The sequence below is a fragment of the Geminicoccus flavidas genome, from assembly GCF_009806515.1.
In the GTDB taxonomy this organism is placed as follows: Bacteria; Pseudomonadota; Alphaproteobacteria; order Geminicoccales; family Geminicoccaceae; genus Geminicoccus; species Geminicoccus flavidus.
Window position 1 is genome coordinate 1 of sequence record NZ_WUJP01001045.1, and the last position, 13,752, is coordinate 13,752.

Annotated in this window: 8 protein-coding genes and 4 pseudogenes; 5 read left to right on the forward strand and 7 right to left on the reverse strand. The window is 65.1% G+C overall.

Going from position 1 to position 13,752, the window contains the following annotated elements:
* Positions 1–422 precede the first annotated feature (422 nt).
* Complete coding sequence (locus EQG76_RS30000) at positions 423–1,328, reverse strand: hypothetical protein (RefSeq protein WP_159718910.1); 906 nt, start codon at positions 1,326–1,328, stop codon at positions 423–425.
* Between the two features lie 281 nt (positions 1,329–1,609).
* Between EQG76_RS30000 and EQG76_RS30005 the strand changes: the two genes are divergently transcribed.
* Both EQG76_RS30005 and EQG76_RS30010 read left to right on the forward strand, forming a co-directional pair.
* On the forward strand, positions 1,610–2,335 hold the full coding sequence (locus tag EQG76_RS30005; RefSeq protein WP_159718911.1) for a winged helix-turn-helix domain-containing protein: 726 nt from the start codon (positions 1,610–1,612) through the stop codon (positions 2,333–2,335).
* Positions 2,336–2,401: 66 nt separating this feature from the next.
* Positions 2,402–5,971, forward strand: coding sequence for a PAS domain S-box protein (locus EQG76_RS30010; RefSeq protein ID WP_159718912.1), 3,570 nt, complete (start codon positions 2,402–2,404; stop codon positions 5,969–5,971).
* A gap of 11 nt (positions 5,972–5,982) precedes the next feature.
* On the opposite strand, the gene EQG76_RS30015 is transcribed toward EQG76_RS30010, so the two are convergent.
* From EQG76_RS30015 to EQG76_RS33820, 6 genes and pseudogenes are all read right to left on the reverse strand, one after another.
* Positions 5,983–7,293 carry an HlyD family type I secretion periplasmic adaptor subunit gene (locus tag EQG76_RS30015; protein WP_159718913.1) on the reverse strand — a complete coding sequence of 437 codons (1,311 nt, stop codon included), beginning with the start codon at positions 7,291–7,293 and terminating at the stop codon, positions 5,983–5,985.
* A 25-nt stretch (positions 7,294–7,318) separates the two neighbouring features.
* Positions 7,319–9,097 (reverse strand): type I secretion system permease/ATPase, encoded by a 1,779-nt coding sequence (locus EQG76_RS30020; protein ID WP_159718914.1) that lies wholly within the window; start codon positions 9,095–9,097, stop codon positions 7,319–7,321.
* Between the two features lie 49 nt (positions 9,098–9,146).
* Positions 9,147–10,727 carry a calcium-binding protein gene (locus EQG76_RS30025; protein WP_159718915.1) on the reverse strand — a complete coding sequence of 527 codons (1,581 nt, stop codon included), beginning with the start codon at positions 10,725–10,727 and terminating at the stop codon, positions 9,147–9,149.
* Between the two features lie 202 nt (positions 10,728–10,929).
* Positions 10,930–11,064 (reverse strand): annotated as a pseudogene (locus tag EQG76_RS30030) (transposase); the annotation flags it as partial.
* A gap of 45 nt (positions 11,065–11,109) precedes the next feature.
* Positions 11,110–11,535 (reverse strand): annotated as a pseudogene (locus EQG76_RS30035) (transposase); the annotation flags it as partial.
* Positions 11,536–11,660: 125 nt separating this feature from the next.
* Positions 11,661–11,846: pseudogene (locus EQG76_RS33820) on the reverse strand (transposase); the annotation flags it as partial.
* An 84-nt stretch (positions 11,847–11,930) separates the two neighbouring features.
* Between EQG76_RS33820 and EQG76_RS31930 the strand changes: the two are divergent.
* From EQG76_RS31930 to EQG76_RS33910, 3 genes and pseudogenes are all read left to right on the forward strand, one after another.
* A complete protein-coding gene (locus EQG76_RS31930; RefSeq protein ID WP_200841251.1) occupies positions 11,931–12,287 on the forward strand; it encodes a hypothetical protein in 357 nt (118 codons plus the stop codon).
* Positions 12,200–12,418, forward strand: a pseudogene (locus EQG76_RS30045) (IS481 family transposase); the annotation flags it as partial. The gene EQG76_RS31930 and the pseudogene EQG76_RS30045, both read left to right, overlap by 88 nt.
* A 248-nt stretch (positions 12,419–12,666) precedes the next feature.
* Complete coding sequence (locus EQG76_RS33910; RefSeq protein ID WP_159718919.1) at positions 12,667–13,668, forward strand: IS110 family transposase; 1,002 nt, start codon at positions 12,667–12,669, stop codon at positions 13,666–13,668.
* Positions 13,669–13,752 lie beyond the last annotated feature (84 nt).

Genomic DNA, 13,752 nt, shown 5'->3' on the forward strand with positions numbered 1-13,752 from the left:
CCCGCTCCTTCATAAGCGTCCTCTGCCTCGCTGCTACCTCGACTGGATCAAGGGCTAACGGGCCCTAGATGCCCTGGCCAGTTGGGTGAACCGAACCATTCCTGAATCCGCCACCGTCGACTCGTGGGCATGACGATGGCAGCAGATATAAAGTTGAAGGCCGGCTTCGAGCGATGGCTGGCGACTGATTCCAGCTACCGCTCTTGCCCTGACCGCCCTCCTTGCCGAGCAAGCCCAAGCTCTCCTGATCTCGACCTCGGGGACGTGCGGGTGGAGGTGCGGGATTGGACGATCGTGTTCGTCCTCGTCCGGGGGGCATGGGCGTCACCCTCCTTCCTGAGCCAACGGTGCCCGGCGCGAACTGCGAATACCTGGCTGATCCAGCCGCTCTAGCACCAGTTCGGGCAGGTCTTGCCCCGCGCTTAAGTCTCTCCGCTGTATTGGCGCTGGCACCCACTGGTCACATCAACAGCCAGCACCTTGGGCCGCCTCGGCAAGATGGGAGAGGCCATACTCCTCCATCGTGACGAGGATCTGTGCCAAGTGCGCGGCTTAGTTCTCCAATTCTTGGAGATGGTGTTCGGCATCCAACAAGTCGCGTCCAACAGCCATCCTGACGCCTCCCTACACCACCCAGCGGTGGGATTCTCCTTCGCCGGGATGCGCAACCACTTGGCCTGTGACGCCTGAGGAACCATGCGCGTGAATGGACCTGCGAGGTCGCACAGCGTGAGGAGAACCGTCGGCGCGGCCCACCACGCGGTCGCTGTAACCATTGCCAAGCCGGCGACGGGATCGATGAAACGGCTGAGGTAGATACCGTCCAGGGCAACTGAGACGGCAAGCGATCCAGCGATCAGGACGTTCGAGGTTAGCTTGTCCGCGAACAGCCGGATCTGGCTCGCTGCGACAGAGCAGGACGACTGCCGATGCGACCGCCGCCAACGGAGCAGGACCCAGCCATTGATCAGCGCGTAGACGCCGTTCAGAATCATTGCCACCCACAGGCCACGCCCCTCCAGTCGCACCGTGTCGACCGTCAGCCGCTCCCAGGTCACCCAGGTGACCGTGGCGAGCGAAGCAACCAGGGACAGCGCCATCAGATGGCGGGCTGCTCGCTTCAGCCGTGCACTGGCCGACCGCACCGTCGCCCACACCGTCAGCAGCGCCACCATGTCGAGGAGCGAGAGCAGAAGGTCGGCATGGACCACCAGCGCATTGGAAGTGGTGGCGGCCATCACCGTCAGTCCGAGACCCGGCGTCCCGGCCAGGACGGCTGTCGCCGCTGTCCGCGCTCGTCCAGCCTTGCTCTCAGCTTGCGTCGTCATCGTCAAACTCCTGTCCGATCGGGGAGCTTGATGACGCACACGTATTTCGCCCATCGGTCAGCTGGCGGGCCGGCATATTTCGATCGTTTCGATCGACAGGAACGCTGGTCGTGCACCCGCTCACGTGCGCCCCCTACCTCCAGTAACATCGGAAACATGAAGGCTGGGGCTGAGGACGGGTTGATGCGGACGGGTGCCATGCCATCAGAAGGATGGCACAGTCTGGATGGAGTAAAATCAGCCGATCGTGTACAGCTATTGCACGGCATGGATGGATTTACATGACTGATCAGGATGCTCATATCGTCGTGGTAGATGACGAGCTCGATATACGAGATACCGTCGCTGACTATCTTTCCAGCCGTGGCCTGCAGGTGACCGCGCTGGAGGGCGGCGCTGCGCTGCGGGAACTGCTCGGCAAGAGCAGTATCGATTTGGTTCTGCTGGACCTGCGGATGCCCGGCGAGGACGGACTCAGCCTAGCGCGCTTCGTGCGAGAACACTGCGACGCCGGCATCATCATGTTAACGGCAATTGCTGAGCCGGCCGATCGGGTGCTGGGCCTGGAGTTCGGCGCGGATGACTATATCGCCAAGCCGTTCGATCTGCGGGAACTGCTCGCGCGGATCCGCAGTGTCCTGCGCCGACGTAAGGTCGTCGAGGAGGTCCTGCCTAGTCCCGGCGACCGCATCCGCTTCGGCAGCTTCGTGATCGACCTGCCAGCCCGACGGCTGCGGCGGCTGGACGGAACGGAGGTGCCGCTGACTGCCATGGAGTTCGACCTGTTGAGCCTTCTGGCCTCGCGTCCCGGCCGCGTGCTGTCCCGCGATCAGATTCTGGATCTCGCCCACAACAAGGACGACGATCCATTCGATCGCAGCGTCGACATCCGCATTACCCGTCTGCGCCGCAAGATCGAAACCAATCCGGCCCGTCCAGTGCACATCAAGACTGTGCGTGGCGTCGGCTATGTCTTCGAACTCAAGGCGAGCAGCGAAACAGCCTAACCCGGACCGGCGTCCGTCACTCGCGCGGCAAGACAGGTCAATCGGAAAGGGCCAATGAGGCAGCACATGGTCCAGCGCGCTCCCAGCCTCGCGGAACGCGAGGCGATCTATCGGAAAGTCACCGCTCGTGCTGGCGTCGGTGCCTTCATGTGGGACTTGACCAACGAGAGATGCCTGTGGTGCTCCGAGCAGTTGGCCGCGATTTTCGGTAGAACCGTCGACGAGTATCTCCAGCACATGGGCACTGATCCGCAAGTCATCGCCAGCATTCATCCGGACGATGTCGAGCGCTACGTTGAGCTCCTCCAAGGTGTCATCAAAACCCACGGGTCGTACCGCGCCCGCTACCGCTGCAAGACGAAGGACGGGCGGCTCGTCCATGTCCTGGAGACGGCCGAGACTTTCCTGGATCAGGAAACCGGAAGCCTGCTCATGATCGGTTGCGTGATCGACGAAACCGATCACTGGAAGGCTGAGAATCTTCTTCGAGAGATGAACGAGACGCTTGAGCGCAAAGTGGCGGAGCGGACGGCGGCCCTGGAGGCTGCGCTGGTCCGCGCGGAGGCGGCGGAGGGCCGGTTCCTGGCGGCCGCCCAGGCCTTGCAGGATGGGCTGGCGATCTTCGATGCCAACGACCGCCTGACCTATTTCAACGAGCGACACGCTGCCCTCCAACCGGACCACGTAAGGCGGTCGTTGCGGCTGGGCCGAACTTTCCAAGAGATGGTCCAGGATGTTGCGATGAACGGTCCCCTCTACCACCAGGACATGGGTGACGACTTCGTCCAGCAGCGCCTGGACATGCACCGGACTGCGCAGGGCAAGATGCTGATCCGCTACCCCAACGACGAGTGGCGGATGATCCAGGAGCGCCGGATGGCCGACGGCGGCAGGGTGGTCCTGACCATCGACGTCACCGAGGCGCAACAGCGCGAGCAGCAGCTCCGCCTGCTGGCGACCGCGGTCGAGCAGGCCGGCGATTCGGTTGAGATCTGCGATTCGGACTATCGCCTGATCTACGTGAATCCTGCCTTCACCGCCCTCACCGGCTGGACCGCCGAAGAGGCGCTCGGACGGACGCCGGGCTCATTGCTACGCTCGGGTTGCCATGACGAAGCATTCTACGAGGAGATCGACCGGACCGTGCGCGCCGGACAGACCTGGAAGGGTCGCATCGTCAGCCGCCACCGGGACGGCCGCCTGCTGCACCAGGACGCCACCATCTCGCCGCTGTTCGACGAGCACGGCCGGCTCGTCCAGTCGGTGGCGATCAAGCGCGACGTGACGCGCGAGGTCGAGACCGCGGCGGCCCTAGCCGAGAGCCGTGCGCGCCTCGAGGCCTTCATGGCAAACGCCCCGGTGGGCATGTACGTTAAGGCGCTAGACGGGCGCTACCTGATGGCCAACCCAGAAATGGAGCGGGTCTTCGGCTTGCCGCTCGGGCAGGTCCTGGGTCGGACCGCCGCTGACCTGTTCGCGCCGGCCGAGGCCAGGATGATCGCCGACTACGACCGGGAGATCATCGAAAAGGGCGAGACCACCACCGCGGAAGAGTTTTTGCCCGACACTGAGGACTATGCTTGGTCGCTGGTGCTGCGCTTCCCGATCCGAGACACCGCCGGGAACACGGTCGAAATTGCCGGCTTCGACGTGGACATCACCGCGCAGAAACGGGCGCAGGAGCGCATGGCGGCCAGCGAGGCGTTCTTCCGCTCGATCGTGGAGGACCAGAGCGAGTACATCATCCGCCTGGACCAGCATCTGGTGATCACTTTCGTCAATGCCGCCTTCTCCCGCAAGCGTGGCGAGCGGCCCGAGGAGATTGTCGGCCGTTCCATGCTTGATCTGATCCATCCCGAGGACCGTGGCGCCTATGCAGCACGACTCGCCAGGCTGACCCAGGCGGAGCCCACCACCAGCACGGAGGTGGTTCTGCGGCGGCCCGGGCAGCCTACCGCCTTCGAGCAGTGGACCGACCGCGCGATCTTCGACGCAGGTGGCGCGTTGATTGGCTATCAATCGGTCGGTCGCGACGTGACCGGCGAACGGCGCGCCGAGGCCGAGTTGCGGCGTAGCGAGCGCGGCTTTCGCGAACTAGTCGAGGCCCATCCCATGCCCTTGGCGGTGATGCGGATGGCCGACGGCCAGCCACTGTTCGCGAGCGCGTCCTTCCTGGATAGCCTGGGCATCACGCTTAACGAGATGAGAACCGGCGACATCGGCCGCTTCTATGGCGACCCGAGGGAGCGACAGGAGATCTACCAGCGCCTGCACCGCGACCGTCGGATCGACGCGATCGAGGTGACTCTCAAGCGTCGGGACGGGCAGACCTTTCCAGCCCTGATGCGCTGCCGCGTGACCACGCTGAGTGGCGAGGACGTGGTGCTGTCCAGCTTCGTCGACCTCACCGACCAGAAGCGGCTTGAAGGGGAGATGGAGCGCCAGCGTGAGGCGCTCTACCAGTCGGAGAAGCTGACCGCGATGGGCTCCCTGCTGGCAGGCGTCGCGCATGAGTTGAACAACCCGCTCTCCGTGGTGCTGGGCCAAGCCGACATCCTGATGGAGGAGGCCACCGACAGCAGCATCCGGCGGCGGGCCGAGCGCATTCAGCGCAGTGCCGACCGCTGCGCTCGCATCGTGCGCACCTTTCTCGCCATCGCACGGCAGAAGAGCCGTGACCGGCGGCTCGTGGCGGTGGCGGACGTGGTGCAGAGCGCCATCGACCTCGCCGCCTATGGCTTTCGCGCAGATGGCGTGCTGGTCGAATGCCGGGTGGCGCCGGACCTTCCTGGCGTGCTAGCGGACGAGGACCAGTTCCATCAGGTGGTCACCAATCTGCTGGTCAACGCCCAGCAGGCGTTGCGCGAGCGGGATGCGCCGCGCCTCCTCACGATCTCGGCGGTGGCGGAGGGCAGCCAGGTCGTGCTGCGGGTCGAGGACAATGGGCATGGCGTGCCGGAGGTGAACCGCAGCCGGATCTTCGAGCCGTTCTTCACGACCAAGCCGATCGGCCTCGGCACCGGTTTGGGCCTGGCTTTGTGCCACGCCATCGTCACCCAGCACGGAGGCACAACGCCAGGCCCAAACCGGTGCCGAGGCCTGGCTTTGTGCCACGCCATCGTCACCCAGCACGGAGGCACGATCACCGTCCGGGACCGCAAGGGCGGCGGTGCCTCGTTCGAGATCCGCTTACCGGCGGCAGTTGGCGAGATCGATGAGGAGGTACTCACCGCTCCGGAAACCTTGTCGCCGATGGCGACCATCATGGTCGTGGACGATGAGCCGGAGATTGTAGACCTCTTACAGGATGCCCTGCGCAGGGACGGCTACGAGATCCTCGTGGCCGCGAACGGGAGGGAAGCACTACGTATCCTGGAAAGCCGCTGGGTCGACCTCGTGCTGAGCGACCTGCGCATGCCTGAGATCGACGGGATGCGCTTGCAGGCGCTCGCCGCTGACTTGCCGGACCCACCTCCTTTCCTGTTCATGACTGGAGATACTCTGTCCGCGACGCGGCAGCCCGACGGACGGTTGCCGGCATCCCTGATCGAGAAGCCGCTCCGTCCGAGCGAAGTACGCCGTGTCGTGGCGGACGAGCTGGAGCAGACGAAGCGGCGCCGAGTCGGTCCAGGCTGACGTGGCCCTCCTCAGCTTTCGCGCAGGCCGCGCCGCAGCGTCTCCGTCACGGGCTGCATCAGGTAGCTCAGCAGCGTGCGCTCGCTGGTCAGGATCATCACCTCGGCTGGCATGCCGGGCGCCATGTGCACGCCGTCCGGCAGCGTGGAGTCCACGGCGACGCGGGCGAGATAGTAGGGCTCGAGCGTCGCCGGGTCCTGCAGCCGGTCGGGCGAGACCTCCCGAATGGTCCCGTTGATCCGGGGCAGGTTGCGGCCGTGATAGGCCAGGAGGTGGATCTGCGCCTGCAGGCCGGTATGAACCTCGTCGACGTCCACCGGAGAGACGTGGGCCTCCAGCAGCAGTTCGGCATCGTCCGGCACGATGTCGAGCAGCGGCTCGCCCGCTACCACGACGCCGCCCACCGTCTTCGGACGCAGGTCGACCACGGTGCCCGTGACCGGCGCCGTCACCACCGTGCGGGCGAGCCGATCCGCCGTGCTCCTCAATTCCTGCAGGACTGGCGCCAGCGCCTTGCGCGTCTCGGCCAGTTCGGCGGCCACTTGCTCCGCGTGGCTGCTGGTCAGGCTGCGCATCTTCTGCCGCGCCTCGCCCGCGAGCCGGGCGGCCTGCGCGATCTCCGTGCGGCTCGAGGCAATCGCACCTTCGATCTGGGCCTCCACCCGCTGCAGGGCGAGCAGGCGGGGCTTGCGCTCCAGGCCCTTGGCGAAGAGCTCGCGGGCGCCAGCGCCCTCTTCCCTGATCAACGCCAGCTGCCGCTCGGCGCTCGCGATCAGGGATTCATGGCCGGAGATCTGCGCCTCCGCCTGGGCCACCTGCTCGCGCAGCACCGCCTGCTGGTCCGCGAGCGCGGCCTGCCGGCTCGCGAGGCGTTCGGCCTCGCTCTGCAGGATGCGGGCAAGCGTGCCATCTCCGTCAGCCTCTGCCAGCAGGTCCGCCGGATAGTCGGGGGCCGCTGCTCCCGCCCGCTCGGCCTCCAGCCTCGCTTCCGTTGCGCGCAGCGCATGCCAGCGCGCCAGGAGCGCCGTGTGGGCGGCCCGCGCATCGGTATCGTCCAGCCGGACCAGCGGCTCCCTCGCCCGGACGCGGCTGCCGTCGCGGATCAGGATCTCCCGGACGATGCCGCCTTCCAGATGCTGGACCTGCTTGCGGTCGCCCTCGGGTACCACGACCGCAGGAGCGGCCACGGCGCCGGCCAGCGGTGCGGTCGCGGCCCATCCGCCGAAGCAGGCGAAGAAGGCAAGGCCGATGACGGCGCCGGCCAGCAGCGGCGCCTTGAGCGAGGCGCGGCGGTGGGCCTGCGCGTGGATGTCGGTGCTCATGGTGCGTTTCCAGATCTGCGAAGGTTCAGGCGGCGCGGGCAGGGCGAATGAACTTGGCCATGACCTGCTCGCGCGGACCAAACCGGCCGACCTTGCCGTTCTCCATGACGAGCAGCAGGTCGGCCTGCTGCAGGGCCTGCGGGCGGTGGGTTGCCAGGACGACCGTCACCCCCTGGCTCTTCAACCGAGCGACCGCCGCGGCCAGCGCGTCATCGCCCGCCGTGTCCAGGTGGCTGTTCGGCTCGTCCAGGATCACCAGGCGCGGCTGGCCGAACAGGGCGCGTGCCAGGCCGAGACGCTGGCGTTGCCCGCCGGACAATGGTGCTCCGCCGTCGGCGAGACGGGTGTCGTAGCCTTCAGGCAATCCCAGGATCATCTCGTGGGTGCCCGCCAGTTGCGCCGCCGCCACCACCTCGGTGTCCGGTGCATCCGGCTGCATCCGAGCGATGTTGGTGCGCACAGTGGCGGCGAATAGCATCGGGTCCTGGGGCAGGTAGCCGATGCTGCGGCCAAGCTCGTCCTCCCGGTAATGCTGCAGGCAGGCGCCATGCAACCGAACGACACCCGCACTCGGCTCGATAAGGCCCGCGAGCACTCGGCATAGGGTCGTCTTGCCTGAGCCCGAGGCGCCAACGATCGCCAGACACTGGCCTGGCCGAACCGCGAAGTCGATGTCGCGTAGGAGATCGCGGCCGTCGACCGAGACACACACGCCCTTTAGGACAAGGTCACCGAGCGGTGCTGGCAGCGCAGTCCGCTCCGGCGTCGCGTCGACCTGCTGCAGAGCGGAGCGGAGACGGCCCCAGCTCTCCCTCGCTGTCGCAAGGATGCGCCAGGTACTCACCAGTTGCTCGACCGGCGCTAGCGCCTTGCTGAGCAGGATCGAGCTCGCCAGCATGCCACCGGGTGTCAGTTGGCTGCGCAGGACCAGCCACGCGCCCAGTGCTATCACGCCGCACTGCGTCGCCAGACGCACCGCTCGGGTGATACCTAGCACAATGCCGCCATGCTCGTCGCTCCGGCCCTGCTCTAGAAGCGCGCCGATATGGGCGTTCCGAATGCGATCGCGCAGCGCCGCACTCATGCCAAGCGCACGGACGACCTCGGCCTTGCGCCCGGTGGCCTCGGCCAACACCTGCGCATCCAGCTGGAGTTGGCCCGCACCCTGCTGAGCTCTACCAGTGACAAGGGCGCCGAGCGTGGCCAGTCCCAGCAGGGCAACCACGCTGGCGCAGGCGAACAAGGCGAGCCAGCCGTCCAGCACCGCTAGCACCAGAATGGCGAGCGGCACCCAAAGCAAGTCGAACAGCGCCACGATCACCGGCCCCGTCAGGCATTGCCGGACGGTCGTCAGGTCACGCAGTCGCTGGCCGCCGGGAACGCCCTGCCGGATGGAACCTTCGAGGAGTGGCTGGATCAGTGCCGCCTCGAACCGTATGCCGACGCGGCTGAGCAAGCTGGTGCGGACCGCCTCAAGGCCGGCCAATGCTGCCAGTGCGATCAGGCCAATGACGCAGAGCAGGACCAGGGTCTCGACGTGGCCGCTACCAAGCACGCGATCGTAGACCTGCATGCCGAACAGCGGCACGGCCAGCATAAGTAGGCTGAGTCCGATGCTGCAGGCGATGGCCGCAGCCATGCCCGGAAGAACGTCCGTCGACAGGTCTGCGTTGGTCGTCATGACCTTGGTCCTTTCGGCGATTCCATGTGATGCAGGAAGGATGGAAGGCCGATGTTTCACGGTGACCTCTAGCCGGAACCTGTTTTGTTTCGTCCGTTTCAGCCGGCATGGCCGGCCGTGCAAAGAGGTTCGCCGGACAGGGCAGATGATTCCGCTCCTGTCCGGCTGCGGCTCAGAGGATGAAGTCGGACGCGGTCAGGTCGAGCGTGCCGCTCAGCGCGAACTGCATCTCGGCGCCCTGGCTGCCGTAGTTGTTGAGCTCGACGATCGTGTTGCCGTCCTCATGGAAGTAGCGGACCTGGCCGACCCCGTTGAAGGCGTTCTCACCGATGAAGGTGAAGGTGCCGTTCGCGAAGGTGGCGCTGTTGTTGTCCAGAAGGCTGAGGTCGATCCTGTCCGAACCGCGGGTGAAGTCAGCGATGAGGTCGCGGCTGCCTGACGTCAGGCCGCTGTCGCTGATCGCGGCGAACTGGAACACGTCCGCATTGGCATTGCCGTACAGCGTATCCTTGCCGGCTCCGCCAACGATCAGGTCGTGCCCCGCACCACCCTTGATGATGTCGTTGCCCATGCCGCCATAGAGAATGTCTGCACCGCCCAGGCCGAACAGCTGGTCGTGCCCGGCCTCGCCCTTCAGCACGTTGGCAGCATCCGAGCCGGTCAGTTCATCGCTGTTCGACGAGCCGGTGAGGTTCTCGATCGAAACCAGGACGTCGCCCTGGGCGAACGAGCCCGTGCCGGAATTGGTGATGAGGGAGACTTTGACGGCGCCCGAACCGGCATAGGAAGCCGTATCAATGCCGGTACCGCCGTCGAGGATATCGGCGCCGAGGCCACCGTTCAGCACGTCGTCACCGAGTTCACCGTGAAGGTGGTTGGCCGCGGAATTGCCTGTCAGGCTGTCATTGAAATAAGAACCGATCAGCCGCTCGATCCCGTAGATCTTGTCGCCTGCAGCCTCGCCGCCCTGACCTTCATGGGTCTGGAGGTTGACGGTCACGCCGGCGTTCGAGCCGCGATAGACCAGCGTGTCGAAGTCGGCTCCGCCATCGATATGGTCGGCCCCTTCGTCACCATAGATCGTGTCGTCGCCTCGGTCGCCCAGCAGAGTGTCGTTGCCCCCGTCGCCACCAAAGATTGTGTCGTGGCCGGCCCCCCCTTCTATCCGATTGGCAATGGCGTTGCCGACCAGTTGATCGTCGTAGTTCGTGCCGATGAGGTTCTCGATGCCGACCAGCACGTCGTGGTGGGCCTCGCCCCACAGTCCCTGGCCCGTCTTGAGGTTGACAAAGACCTTGCCGGACGCGCCCGCATAGGTGGCAGTGTCGATGCCGCCGCCTCCGGACAGACCGTCCGCACCGGCGCCGCCGCGTAGCACGTCGTTGCCGTTCTCGCCGAACAGGTTATCGTTGCCGGCACCACCATTGAGGCTGTCGTTGCCGGCGCCGCCCATCATTTTGTCATGGCCGTCGCCGCCAAAAAGCCTGTCGTTGCCGCTGCCGCCCAGCAGGAAGTCATCACCCTGTTCGCCGTGGAGCTCGTCATGGCCGGCATCGCCGTTCAGGCTGTCATTGCCGTAGCTACCATAGACCCAGTCGTTGCCGTCACCACCGAACGCGATGTCGTTGCCGAGGCCGGCATAGATGTCATCGTCGCCCTTATAGCCGTAAATCTTGTCATCAAAGATTGTTCCGTTTAGCTCCTTGTTGAGGATGATGGAATCGTCGTTGTTGGTGCCGTGAATCACTGCCATGTTCCTGACCCTCAAATTTGTCCCGATGTTGTTCAGCGAGAACGAGAATAAAGCGGCTAGGATATTCAATTTTATTTCTGCACGCCGGACAGAATTGTTTCAGTTGTTTCGATGCTTCGGCCAGCAGAACTCTCTTGCCGGACATCGTGTGGGCAGATAGCCAGGGTTCACTTACTGACTGTCCGCAAAGTGGCTGGGACGGTTATGCGAGGCGTCGAAGCATGATGCGGCTCATGGCCGTGTGGATCATCGCGAGGCCTGTTTCAGGCAGTCGCTCGTAGTCGCGAGCAAGGCGGCGAGAGCGAGACAGCCACGCGAAGGTGCGCTCCACCACCCATCATCCGCCAGCAGGCGGATGATCCGCTTCCCGAAGGGGCAGCGGTCAGCAGACCGACGAGGCGCCGTGGCAGGACCGGAAGCCCTTGAGTTTTTCCTCCAGCCCATAGCGCCACGCCTGGCGCTGACGATGGAAGGGCACCTCGATGCGCCAGCCTCTCGCCTGGTTCAGCCACGTCGTGAAAGGGCCGGTGTAGGCACCGTCGGCCCAGACAAGTTCGAGGCGAGGCAAGACCGCAGTCGGCGCCGCCTCGACCATCTGCCGCGCTCCCACCGTATCGTGGAGGCTGACCGTGTGGATGTAGGCCAAGAGGATCAGGCCCGATACGTCTACGAGCAGGTGGCGCTTCCGCCCGAATGTCTTCCTGCCTGCGTCGAACCCGCGCCCGGGACCGCCCACGCCAGTCGCACGTGCCGTCTGCGAGTCGATGACGGCCGCTGAGGGCTCGTGCTCGCGCCCCGCCTTCTCGCGAGTGTGCTCGCGCAGTGCATCGTGCAGGCGCTTGAGCGTCCCATCCTGTCGCCAGCGGGTCAGCTGCGAGTGGACTGTCTGCCCTGTCCGCTGTGCGGACATCACTCCGTGGGATCACTTCGCGATGGCGGGAAGTGCCGCGGCAGCATCCGCCATGCACAGCCAGACCGAACGAGGTAGAAAATCGCCTCCGCCATCTCTCGGCGTGGCCACTTCAGCGGGCGACCCGTCAAGGAAGGAGGCGGAAGAAGCGGCCTCAGCACCGCCCACTCAGCGTCGCTGAGGTCGGATAGGTACGGTCGATCGGGCATAGCGACTTCCAGCACAAATGTGCCAGATCAACGCCCTATACCCTCCTCCAGCCACTTTGCGGACAGTCAGTCAGAGGATGTTGGATGAACACGGCAGGCCTCGCCGCCGCATTGGGTGCCATCGCCGTCTATGCGGGCATGTTCGCCGTCGGCCGGGCCGGTGCCTGGGACGGCCTCAACGGCTACGATCAGACCGCGATTCGCTTCGCGGTCACGACATTGCTGATCCTGCCCTTCCTGTGGGCGGCCATCATGCCCGCGGTGCGGCGGATCGGCATCAGCCGCCTTGTCGCCCTCTTTGTCCTGAACGGCACACCCTACAGCGCCGTGTTCCTCGGCGGGCTGGTGTTCGCAGTCCAACCACGATCCAGAAGTGGCGCAAGCGAAAGACGACCGCGGACGCGCCCATGGGGCCAAAAGAGGTTCGCTCGACGGTCCTGACGCCCGAGGAAGAGGCGATCATCGTCGCCTTCCGCCGGCACGCATTGCTGCCTCTGGACGACTGCCTCTACGCCCTGCAGCCGACCCTCCCGCACCTGACCCACTCGTCGCTGCACCGCTGCCTGCAGCGTCCTGTCAGCTGTGCTGACATCCGTTGTAAGTCGGCAGTGGTCACGGTGTTTGGCCAATGCCGTGACTGCGTCGGTGCGCCTGTCCATCCCTTGGGCCTTGTGCCTGTCCCGGAGATTGGCCCCCGTCGCACAAAAGCAGCCTCCTAGGCTGAACGGTATGCAGGGCGCCGGCTTGGCCCGGAGAGCCTGATTACAAGGATGGCCGAAAGGAGGCTTCAAGCAGCGGACTGAGGGGCTCATGGACATTGTTGGCATCGACGTCGAAGGCCAAGTTCGACGCTGCTCTCCTGGTGGGAGAGCGGGTTCGTCAGTCCACCTTCAGCAACACCGAAGCCGGCTTCGAGCAGTTCCTCGGCTGGCTGATGAGGCATCGTGCGGATCCGTCCAAGCCGCTGCATGCCTGCATGGAAGCGACAGGGAACTGGGGCCTGGACCTTGCTGGCTTCCTATACGCCCACGATGTGCAGATCAGCATCGTCAACCCTGCCCGCATCAAGGCCTACGGTGCCAGCGAACTCGTTCGCAATAAGACAGACCGGCTCCCCACCTCGACGAGCAGGCTCGTCGAGGACCCCGGACGACGCAGCTCTGATCGCCCGGTTCTACCGTGCGCAAGCACCAGCGGCCTGTCACCACCCAGTGCATATCTACGGGAACCACGTGACCTGGTTCGACGCTGCGATGCCCTCAAGGCCGCGCGCACTCAAGAGCTCAACCGTCAAAAGGCGGGTTTTGCTTCACCTGCCGTGGCAGCGTCGATCGCCGCTCACCTTGCGTGGCTCGATCAGCAGATCGACACAGTGCTCATTGAAGTACGGCGCCTCATCGACGACGACCCGATCTTGAGGAGAACTTCGCTCTCCTCCAAAGCATCACTGGCTTTGGCGACGTCTCGGCTGCCAGCTTGCTCCCGGAACTTCCTAACATTGTCGAGTTCACGCCTAAAGCGCTTGCTGCCTTCGCCGGCCTGTCGCCGAGCGAGCACTCCTCCGGTAGTTCCAGGCGCGGCACCGGTACCATCAGCCGCATCGGCAGCGAGCGGCTACGCCGCACGCTGTTCATGTGCGCGCTTGAGCGCCAAACGGACCAACAAGGCACTGGGCGGCTTCGTCGACCGCATGACCGCCGCAGGCAAGCCGCCCAAGGTCATCCTGATTGCCGTCGCCCGTAAGCTGCTGGTCTACGCGCACGCGGTCATCCGTGCCCAAATGCCGTTCCATCCTAGATCAGCCGACCCGTCACCCGCTTGACCGGCAGCACGATATCTCCGGGAGGATCGCTTTGCGATGGCCCGAAGTGGATCGGCAGCATCCGCCAGCCGCCGCTGCGTGCCA